9 protein-coding genes are annotated in these 10,755 nt (G+C 45.0%); 3 read left to right on the forward strand and 6 right to left on the reverse strand.

Features of this window, described 5'->3' with window-relative positions:
• Nucleotides 1–428 precede the first annotated feature (428 nt).
• Nucleotides 429–992, reverse strand: a complete 564-nt coding sequence (locus QT973_RS09010; RefSeq protein ID WP_333055770.1) for a transcriptional regulator — start codon at nt 990–992, stop codon at nt 429–431.
• 998 nt (nt 993–1,990) lie between these two features.
• Nucleotides 1,991–3,187, reverse strand: coding sequence for a CapA family protein (locus QT973_RS09015; protein WP_333391193.1), 1,197 nt, complete (start codon nt 3,185–3,187; stop codon nt 1,991–1,993).
• A gap of 170 nt (nt 3,188–3,357) precedes the next feature.
• On the opposite strand from QT973_RS09015, the gene QT973_RS09020 reads away from it, so the two are divergent.
• Both QT973_RS09020 and QT973_RS09025 read left to right on the forward strand, forming a co-directional pair.
• Nucleotides 3,358–4,335, forward strand: a complete 978-nt coding sequence (locus QT973_RS09020) for a hypothetical protein (RefSeq protein ID WP_333264130.1) — start codon at nt 3,358–3,360, stop codon at nt 4,333–4,335.
• A 78-nt stretch (nt 4,336–4,413) separates the two neighbouring features.
• Nucleotides 4,414–4,974, forward strand: a complete 561-nt coding sequence (locus QT973_RS09025; RefSeq protein ID WP_333055774.1) for a Uma2 family endonuclease — start codon at nt 4,414–4,416, stop codon at nt 4,972–4,974.
• 20 nt (nt 4,975–4,994) lie between these two features.
• On the opposite strand, the gene QT973_RS09030 is transcribed toward QT973_RS09025, so the two are convergent.
• The 4 genes from QT973_RS09030 to QT973_RS09045 form a co-directional block, all read right to left on the reverse strand.
• Complete coding sequence (locus QT973_RS09030; protein WP_333055775.1) at nt 4,995–5,165, reverse strand: hypothetical protein; 171 nt, start codon at nt 5,163–5,165, stop codon at nt 4,995–4,997.
• A 152-nt stretch (nt 5,166–5,317) separates the two neighbouring features.
• Entirely contained in the window at nt 5,318–5,713 is a 396-nt protein-coding gene (locus QT973_RS09035) for an SH3 domain-containing protein (RefSeq protein WP_333055776.1), read from the reverse strand.
• Between the two features lie 81 nt (nt 5,714–5,794).
• A complete protein-coding gene (locus tag QT973_RS09040) occupies nt 5,795–7,654 on the reverse strand; it encodes an N-acetylmuramoyl-L-alanine amidase (protein WP_333055777.1) in 1,860 nt (619 codons plus the stop codon).
• Nucleotides 7,655–7,823: 169 nt separating this feature from the next.
• Nucleotides 7,824–9,509 (reverse strand): NAD-binding protein, encoded by a 1,686-nt coding sequence (locus QT973_RS09045; protein WP_333055778.1) that lies wholly within the window; start codon nt 9,507–9,509, stop codon nt 7,824–7,826.
• A gap of 572 nt (nt 9,510–10,081) precedes the next feature.
• Here QT973_RS09045 and QT973_RS09050 point away from each other — a divergent pair.
• Nucleotides 10,082–10,696: a COP23 domain-containing protein gene (locus QT973_RS09050; RefSeq protein WP_333055779.1), complete on the forward strand. Its 615-nt coding sequence runs from the start codon at nt 10,082–10,084 to the stop codon at nt 10,694–10,696.
• The last annotated feature ends 59 nt before the right edge of the window (nt 10,697–10,755 follow it).

Genomic DNA, 10,755 nt, shown 5'->3' on the forward strand with positions numbered 1-10,755 from the left:
GTATCCGCACCTTACTTAGGAATGAGAATTAAATAACTCCCACTCTTGAAAGTGGGATGGGCGTCCCGCCCGTCCTTTTTGGACGGGCGGGACGCCCATTCCACAATAAAAATTAAAATTGTAAGTTATTTAATTCGCGATCCTTACTACAAGATTGTGTGTACTTCATGAACCTGGAATATGCTGTATCTGAGATGTTGCACCATTCTCAATAAGCCTTTTATGAACAGGCTTTTCTGCCTGTTCCACAAGAAAATTCACTCTTTGCGGAACAGGGCGAAAAGCCTGTTAAGCGAGAATGGTACTCTGGGCGTGAGTTAGATCGGAGATATTGCGTCAAGAATTGACATCGAATATAAGCATCGACAACAAGGCTATTGACGACGCGGTAATGCCGTTTCCCTAGCCCAAAATAATTGAGCGCCCTGTCAGTAACAATATCTTTTGTTGTCGTTGGGTTTTGATTGTCTTTGGGAGGTGCGTTTATGTCCTAGGAGAGTGGAGATGATGATGCAGCGTTGGCTGTTTCTTAAATTGGGATGATATAGTGTTAGGGTTCCTTTGGCTCTTATACTCGTTAGCGTGCAGTCGTGGTCGCTTCGAGATACGGGGCAACCTCTGTGGTTGAACATGACGCGCCGGATTGTGCCGTTTGTTTTTTGCTCGTTGCTGTCATTTACTTGGAGCACTGTTGTTTCATCTGGATCTATTTGAATTTGCGGTTCTAGGTTTTTCCATTGACTGGCTGGTATTTGGGCTGGGGGAATGTCGGCTGGATGGACTGCTACTTGTACGTTTTCTCCTACTTGTTTGAAGCTGGCTTGCCATGAAATTTTGGATCGTTTGGCGTTGCTGCGGGCAAGTTCCATTGCCCAATAAGCCCGATCGAGCGATACCTTTAAACGGTGGTTGTTGATAAACATTAGCCAAGAGGGGGCGACGATCGCACTAAATATTCCTATGATTAAAATAATTATCAATAGCTCAATCATGGTAAAACCTGGGGCAGGTGTAGTGGCTCTGCCTTTGAGCGTTTTATTTATTGACACGTAGATGCACTCCCTGATATTTAGCTGGACAAAAAAACAGCTAGGAGGAGCTATTTTTTATTGGGTATATTTTAACTTTGGGTTTGGCGAGTGTGTAGATCGGTATTTACTGAAAATTTATGCGACTTTAAAAAAACTGCGCCCGATCGCACCAGATCCCGAAGATATGTAGGGAGAATCTAAATGAAAGCAGCCAAGCTAGGAATTGGAGTTTTGAGGCAGGAGGGAGAAGAAAAAGCTCTCCTGAGTTTATGGCGTAAAATATAGCAATCAATACAGTGAGAGGGATGAATTTTTATTTATGAATGAGAATTAAATAACTTCCACTCTTGAAAGTCGGATGGGCTCTTATAGCCCGTCATGAGTGGACGGGCGGGACGCCCATCCCACAATAACAATTAAAATTATAAGTTATTTAATTCGCGATCCTTAGACTATCTATTAGACTTGGCTGGAGTCAAGGTGAAAACTTGTACTCAAATAGAGGGACAAGTTTACTTTCGATCCTCGTGTTTTAGCGTCAGGAATAGTTGGCTATCACGGCGAGAATTATACGGAAGAACTCCATCAGAATCGTGCACAGTTGTGGGCGATCGCGATCGGATATAATCATTGCCCGGTTGATTGTAGGGAAACGGCACTCCGGTGTCCTAATTTCGGGTAATATCAAATCTGTTAGCATCGAAATTATTCATCTATCTATTCTCGACCTCTGGGTAAATGGGCGTCAATCCCTTGTCCGGGGCGGTTAATACATTCTCTTTTTTTCACCGCAGATATCAGGGCTGTTTCATTCTCTTGTAGGGGCTGCCCCCCGTGGCAGCCCCCATGTCTCAAACGCCTGTGAAGTCGTCTCTAGGGGTAGGCATTCTTGGCACTACAAGAGTCAAAATCGGGATTTTCGCGAGAATGAAACCGCCCTGCCCTGCTTGAGGGAGGGATTACTTGTTATCTTGAGGTTTATTTAAAGAATTAAGATGATTGTTCATATCCTGCAAATATTTTGCTAAAACAGGATACTGCGAAGTTGCTAGGAGTGCATCTTTTTTCTGGCTGACAGTTGTTTCTAAGGGCAAAACGCGATAGTTAGTTTTATTGTTCTGAGTATAGCGGTGTACCCAAGTAGGATGTGTTTTTACATCGGTAATTTCTGTGGTTTTTTCGGGAAATTTTTTGCGAATATTTACTTGCAAAATCACGCCTAAGTCTGTATATTTTTTATTCTGACCGGAAATGAAGTTTCCCATTGAATAAATGGCTACAGCTTTGCGGGTTTTGCCATTTTTGCCGGGAAAATTAAAAATTTTGTAAGGTTGGACGACGTGGGGATGGCTGCCTAGAATGATGTCTGCACCGGCTTTTAATAGGTTTTCAACTAATTGTTTTTGTTGGGGGTTTGGCTGGCGCTGATATTCGTCGCCAAAATGCAGGGAAATTGCGATAATATCTGCTCCTTGTTTGCGGGCTTTGGCTATGTCTTTGACTATCTTTTTTTCGTCGATTAGGGAAACTAAGTAATCTTTGCCTTTGGGTATGGGAATGCCGTTTGTGCCGTAGGTGTAGGCTAGCTTGGCTAGTGAAATGTTGTTTTTGGTGCTGATAAAAGTGCGATCGGCTGCGGCGGCTGATGTGGCTGTTCCTATGGCAGCAATTTTGCGATCGCTCAGATTGGCGATCGTCCTAATTACCCCTTTTTCTCCACGATCTAAAGCATGATTGTTCGCTGTTGTCAAGATATTAAATCCGGCTTTTTTAGCAGCATCCGCTAATTGAGCCGGTGCGTTAAATAGCGGATATCCCGTATATCCGCCCGCATCGGAGCCCGCTAAAGGTGTTTCGAGATTTCCGATCACCCAATCGCCTGTTGACAGGATACTTTTAACTGGTGCGAAGAAAGTGTCAAAATTGTATGTTTTCTTTTTTGCGTCGTAGCCCGATCGCGTTTGGGTACTGTGCATCATGATGTCGCCGACAGCAATTAGTTTTGCTTCTTTGATCTCAGACTTGGGTTGGGGGGGAACAGGGGTTGCTATTGGCGAGCGACTTTCTGTAGGCTGTGTGTTGGTTTGTGGCGTTTGGATATTGCAGCTAGCCATTAACAATGCAGCTATTACCGAGAGCGTCGGGGGAAATTTCATAATTTATCTATAGTAATTTATCGTGTTTATGGTATCATTAATAATCGCAATTTATGCAGTTTTTTTTTTTGAACCACAGAGAGCACAGAGAACACAGAGGAAAAGAAGAAAACAGAGATGTTGACAAGTTTTGTTAGGATATCGATGGTTTGCTGGCTACTGGAGAAGGAATGTTTAAAAAATATTTGATTATTGGATTTATCATTTTTGCATCTGTTATCGGTTTAGGTACTTTGAGCTATGCTGAAAGTTGGGCCGATAAACCTTTTGAATTTGCCTTGATTGGCGATTTGCCCTACAGTGCCGAACAGGAAGCACAATTTCCGAGTTTGATTGCAGATATCAATCGATCGCCCGCAGCGTTTGTCGTCCACGATGGCGACATTAAAAACGGTTCTAGTGTGTGCGATGATGCAACGTTTGTCAGCCGCAAGCAGTTATTTGACAATTTTGAGATACCGTTTATTCTAGCTTATGGTGACAATGAATGGACGGATTGCCACCGTTCAAAAAATGGCAGTTACGATCCAGTAGAAAGACTCGCTAAACTGCGGGAAATATTTAGCAACGGTAATCAAAGTTTGGGAAAGCGCACCTTAACTCTCACCCGTCAAAGCGAAAACCCGCAGTTTGCTAAATTCCGCGAAAATGTTCGCTGGATTTATCATGGCGTTGTATTTTTCGCGATTAATATGCCGGGAAGCAACAACAATTTTGGCCGCACTCCCGAAGCAGATGCAGAATATGCCGATCGCAATTGGGCTAACTTAGCCTGGATCAAAGAATGTTTTGCTTTAGCCAAACGCAGCAACAGCAAAGGAATTGTGTTAGTTGCACAGGCAAATCCGGGATTTGAACTCGATCCGACGGACAAAAGAAGAAGCGGCTACAACGATTTTATCGCAACTCTGGAAACAGAAACAGGCAATTTCCCAGGGCAGGTTGTATTCGTTCACGGCGATACTCACTATTTCCGCATCGATAAACCTTTACCATATTTTACCGATGAGACTCAATTACCGAGAATGAAAAATTTTACTAGAGTTGAAACTTTTGGTTCTCCAAATGTGCATTGGTTACGGGCTTTTTATGAACCGGAAAATCCTAATTTATTTGAATTTAAGCAGCAGTTTGTTCCGCAAAAATAGGCTGTTAAACAAAATTTTTATGCCAAATAAATATTTTTTGGATTACAGTGAAGATAGGTAGAATCGAGGAATTTATTTATGACGATCGCAACTGGGCGTCTCACCCTTGAAGAATTTCTGAAACTGCCAGAAACAAAACCTGCTAGCGAATACATTGAGGGGGAGATTATCCAAAAACCGCTGCCGAAAACAAAGCATAGCTTATTGCGATTAAAAGCCTGCAACGAAATTAATCAGGTGACGGAAACTCCCAAGATAGCTTATGCGTTTCCAGAGTTGCGGTGTACGTTTGGCGGTCGATCGATTGTTCCAGATATTGCGGTACTATTGTGGGAACAAATTCAATTTGATGAGAGCGGTGAACCAGTCGATGATGTGCGAATTGCGCCGTATTGGGCGATCGAAATCCTGTCGCCACAACAAAGCTCAAATCGCGTAACTAGAAAAATTATTCACTGTCTGCAACATAATTGTCAGTTGGGGTGGCTAATCGATCCAGACGATCGATCGATTTTAGCGTTTTTGCCCAACCAACAACCGCAATTCTGCGAAGGTAGCGATGTCGTTCCTGTGCCCGAAATGATTCCCCTGAATATCACCGCCGAACAGGTGTTTAGCTGGTTGAGAATGCAAGAATGAATCAGGGCGATCGTCTTTTTTTACATGACATCCGGTTTTAAATCTCCTTTTTTAAAGTCTCGCGTTGCGCCGAAGCAAGGCAAGTGTAGTTGCGGTTTCAACCGCCGATCGTAGGGGCGGGTTTCACCGACAATAATTGTTAATAATCGACAATATAGTAAACCCGCCCCCACCCAACGGTAAATCCCCATCTATGTTTTTCTACTGCGATCGAAATCAAGGTTCATGTAGGTTATTGGTGGTGTGGGGGCGGGTTTATATAGATTGTTTGTACTCGTTATATATTGTCTGTAAAACCAGCCCCTACATATATTGTCTGTAAAACCCGCCCCTACGAAATTCCCTATTTCCGCCACCTGTCAAATTGGTCTTCGGAACAGCCATTAATAAATTGATTGCTCACCCAACCGTCAAGGATTGTCAAAGTTTCATTAGGAGGATTACCCGAAAATCGGGCCGCAATTTTCACCCACTTACCTTGTCTGCTGACAGCCCTAACTCCGTCTCCCCTTTTCAATTTAGCAACAACTGGGTACTGATTGCCTGGGCCTTTGCGAATGTTAATAGCGCCACCTTCACCAGTAATAAACGAGCATTGAGTTTGCTTTTTTAAAGCTTCTGCTTTTGCGGGAGCCAGGCTTTGCTGCTTGCCGAAAACAGGAAAACTGTAAAGTGAGAAGCTAAAACTTGCAACTACGGCTGCAATAAAAAAGGCTTTTGATTGAGTGAAAATTAGCATTATTTCATTTCCTTGGATTGGCTGAACTGAAGTCCTGACTATAATTTTTTTGAGAAGGGCTTCAGTCCTTACTACTAACTGTTATTTGACAGAGGCAAACCATTCGGTAACACCTTGGGCGATCGCCGCGGCTAACTTCTTCTGTTCTGTCGGATTCACAATCCATTCAAACTCTTCGGGATTGATCATAAATCCCAATTCCATTAAAACAGATGGAGCAACTGCAGGACGAGTCATGGCTAAGTTGTTCCAGAATACACCATAGCTCGGACGGTTCAACTTGGCAACTAAATAATTGTGCAAAAACATTGCCAAACTGTGCGCTTGCGGGTGAAACCAGAAAGCGCCGACGCCTTTAGTATTAATGGCGTCGCCGTTATCCGGCAAAGCATTGTAGTGAATTGAAATTGCGATCGCAGGTTCTTCTTTTTGAATCATTTCCACCCTTGGCGGCAAATCCAAATCGACATCTTCTACTCGCGTCATTAGCACATTCGCGCCCCGATTTACCAATTCCTGTTGCACCAATTTCGACACCGTTAAAGCTACTGTTTTTTCCCTAATTCCCACTGGGCTCACAGCACCTCCATCCTGCGGCCCGCCGTGTCCCGGATCGATGAGAATCTTAATTCCCGACAGCGGTTTTGCTTGCGACACAGGCATCATGCTTGTATTCACCGGCGGGTGTTTTAAAGACAGCACTAAAGTTGTGCCGTCGTATCTCAATTTATAGCCCCACTGTTGGGCCGATTTGAGATTAAAAGTGTATTGTACTTGCAGTGGCGATATTTGTTGCCATTCCAAACGCGAAATTACCGGGTCATCGTCGAGGCGAATAATGTCAGTTTGAGCGGTGGTATTGTACAGGGTTAAGGTGAAAGTGCGTTCTCCTTCCTGCACGGTGACTGGGACGGGTGTTTCTAAGGGAAATAAGACCTCTGTCCAGCCGGAAACTTGACGCGATCGCGCGCTGCGAATAATCGATCGCGGAGGCACTGCATCCTTGACAATTTGCACTTCCGATGCTTTAATCCAAGCACCGTAATCAAGTCTGAGCCATTCTCCCTCGCGCCCAATAATTGTTGCTCGCGTTCCCTTCGGCAGCGGTGTCATCCGAGAAAAATCTGTACTCGCCCCGGTTCGGGCAACACCCGGATCGGCCGTTACTTCTGCTATTTCTAAATCCGCCGGAGACAGAATAGAAATCTTGCCAGTACCTTGTTGGCTGATAGTTTGACCGTTCATTGTTAGCTCAAATACAGGCACTCCCAAATCCACTTTTTCTCCTTTTAGTAGCGAGGAGTTAGACTCATTGCCCCCCGTTGGCAAGGCGGCATTAGACTCATTGCCCCCCCTTAGCAAGGGGGGGTTGGGGGGGGTTTTACCGCAGCCTTGATACTGTTCGCTGCCGCCTTTTTCGATCGGGGAGTTTTCACCTAACAGTACAGATTTGTTATCGGGTAGTTCCACTTGCGATCGCGCTTTTAAAGGAATAGTAACTCCCGCCAATTTTACTGAAACTTGAGCATTCGCCGGTGCGATCGCCCCAAAGCAAATATATTCCCCCGGCAAACTCGCGACATCGACTTTCGGCGTCAGGGAATCTTTAGCAAAAGCCAATCCTACAGGGGCTATCGGCTGATTAGACTCGCGCGTCACCTTAATTTTGACTTCCTGATTTTCGTAACGCAAGGTAAAGAGATTTTCGCCGAGTTGCAGCGGAAAAGTCGGGGCGAAATGACCGACTGCCGTGCGCGAAATTTGGTTGCCATTTACTAAAACTTGTCCCGGTGCGGGCGCTGTACCGATTAAAAAGATGCGATCGGCTGTAGTTTTGTGGTTGGCGGGAGGATAAGCGAGAAACAAAGGTTGAGCGGCGACAGCTACAGAGGCGATCGCCATTATCAGGCCAAACACAACTAATCCTAAAAATTTTCTCATTCTACATCGCAACTAATTGACACTCTGTGGGTTATTTATACTAGAACTTGCCCTAAGAAACCGGATTTCTGAGGATTAGCCGTAAGTCTTATTTACTAGACACGGCTCATTTTATCAGGTTTGTAGTTGCAATTGAGCGATCGGCAATATAAATTCCCGCGTAAAACCATTAAGTTTTAATTAGTTCAGAGGTCGTTCTCCACAGTTGATCCAACCGATTCGCCGGCATCGTCAGATACAAAACATCCCCCGTACTCAGACAACAATTTAGTAAATCCCAGCCGTGGAGAGTTTGACACTTAGTTTCCACATAAAGAGGCACAAAATCAGCAGACTTAGCAGCATCTTGAATACGGTGGCCACAGAAAGGATGGTTTGGCGTAATCAAGGTGGCCAAGCAAACCCAGAGACTGTCAGCAGTCATTCCGTTACCCAAAATTCTGCCTCCAATTGCCGCCGCCGCGAAAGCAGGAGCAGCCAATTCCGTCGGGTTCAAAACTCCTTCAAACTCAAAAACTTGCTGCACCATCAAAGCAAAATGTGGGTCTTGATTGCGGACAATAACTGATAGTTTTGGTGCCAATCCTTTAGCGCTCAATGCAATTTCGACATTAGACATATCGCTGCTAGTAACAGCCAAAAGTGCTGCCGCTTGCTTAACATTAGCAGCTTCCAAAGTTGCGGGCAAACTGGCACTTCCCTGAATGACCGGAATTTTCATTGAGCGAGCCGTGCTCAGAAATCGGCAGTTTGGATCTTGCTCGATCGCCACAATATCGTAACCGTTAGTGTGCAGTTCTTTAGCAATTTGGATACCTATTCCTCCGAGCCCGCAGATAATGTAATGATGGCGCTGCGGCACTCGCGCCACATCCCAATATTCGGTAAAGCGAGTTCCCAATACATAATCGTTGAGCAGTGCGTAGCAGATGCCGATGATGCCGGCTCCAACTAACATCATGACAATTGTAAATAGTTTAATGCTTTCGGGAGCTTGTTCGGCTACTTTTTCATGGCCTCCGGCTCCGGTAATCATCCCTACTGAAAAATAGAGAGAATCGACAATTGAGATATGCTCGTCAACACAAATATAGGTGGCAGTAGCAACGGCAATCATGGCCAGCAGCGTCAGTACAACAATTACTGCTGCTTGGCTGTGCTGCTGAAATCTGTGCAGCCTAGTTAATGTTTTGAGCAGTTTTTGAGTTAAAGTTTTTTGGGGGCTGTGGAGAGTCGGCTGAGTTGCAACAATTAGCCGATCGCCCTGCTGACACTGCCGATCGGCAAGCACCGCCGATACTAAATCAGTTTTGTTAGCAGCCGGGAGATAATAAATCAACATTCGCGATCGATCGTCCCACAAATCGCTGAGTTTGCGATTTTTCCAAGGATGTGTTTCATCGATATATTCTTCGTGAATCGGCCAAGTGCGATCGAACAAACGCAACTGTCCGATCGCCTGATTTCCGAGAGCCGCAAAGGCAAAAACCGGAGCCGCCAATGATGAAACGCTCATGGAAGCGTGATCGGGCAAAGTGTGGTCAATTCTGTCGCCCAAGCTAGTATTGAACAATCTGTTGATAATGCGAATCTGAGGATTGAGAATCCTCGCTTGCATCAAAATTGCCAAATTCACAGCATCATCGTCTCCTGCAATTACTAAAGTGTGAGCGTTTTGAATGCCTGCCGTCAACAAGGTAGAAGCTGCTTGCAAATTGCCGACAACCACATCAGAAGTTTCGCCGCGAATTGGGCGATCGCTAATACCAACCACAATCGCTCCTTGCTGTCTCAACAAACAAAAAATCTTGTGGCCCGTGTGCCCCAACCCGCAAACAATGATTCGAGGTTTCATAAAAAGTTATTTGCCAGCCAATTTCGGAGCTGTCCTTTGTAATTTTACTTACCATTGTTGACTGTCGTGGCTTTGCAGAATGTAGCTAAAAACACTATCTAGGATACTTGTGCCACAGTCTCGAAGTGTTGGAAACAAAGAAAAAGCTGTGCCGTGTTTCTAAAGCCGCGTTCCCAAGTGTTGAAATAAACACACCACACTGCCATGTACCTACAGACATGAGGTGCAACTAACCTGATTTAATATTTGAAAAATATCCGGGTGCGACAGCCAACCAGCGGAATTTGAATAGGTAGGGACAGGACACTGCCTATTAGTCACAACTTAAGGTTAAACCCCTAGTCCGGCAGGGGTTAAAACCCCTGCCTAATAGCGAAAGTCCTCGCTATGAGGACTAATGAGTTTAACAGTCTTTTTCTCAGTCCTCTTTAGAGGACTTTAGCTTTGAGGCAGGGAATTCATTCCCTGGCGGACTACCGGTTTAACCTTAAGTTGACACCAATAGACACTGCCCTGTCCCTACAACTATGACTTCCTAAATAAATTTAGCTGCCTTAGCGGCAGGAGTTATTATGAAATTGACTGCACCCTTATTAGCATCCGCTTTAGTTTTCGTCGGTACTGTCGCCTTTGCAAGCCAAGTGCAAGCAGATCCAGCCAGCAACTCTTGGAATAGCACTAGAACAACATTTCAGTGCGTTACTTCCGGTCGGAATTTTGTCACAATTGCGCGCCGGGGAAATGTCACGACAGATCCAATGATTCTGTGGAAATCTACCGAGTTCGGCCGGGAATATACACCTTGGCAGCGCTGTCAAATTGTTTCCAATAGATTGACCAAAGCTGTTGCCCAGAATGGCGGCAGATTGAGCAACTTGCAGTTAACAACAGGAATTGTTAATAACTTGCCAGTAGTTTGTTACGTGAACGGACGGGGGCGCTGCAACTCTCAAAATCTGCTTTTCACCCTAGACAAGCGCAATGCTAAAAATCCCGGTGATGCTTTAACGAAATTGATTAATTTTGCCCAAGACGGCAGCGGGCCCGTGGCAGTGTTCAGAACCGGAGCTCCATCGGCTGCACCGCAGTTTGTTCCCTTTGGAGATATGGTCGATCGAGCTTTTAATTCTCCCAACAAGAAACCGTCAGTTCCTGTAGCAAAACCGCAGGGCGATCGGGGTATTTAATAGCCGCGCCTCTAACTTGCACCTGACAAATTTTGAAACTATTGTGGGGAGTAGGGGTT

This window comes from Microcoleus sp. Z1_A1 (genome assembly GCF_036700305.1).
GTDB lineage: Bacteria > Cyanobacteriota > Cyanobacteriia > Cyanobacteriales > Microcoleaceae > Microcoleus.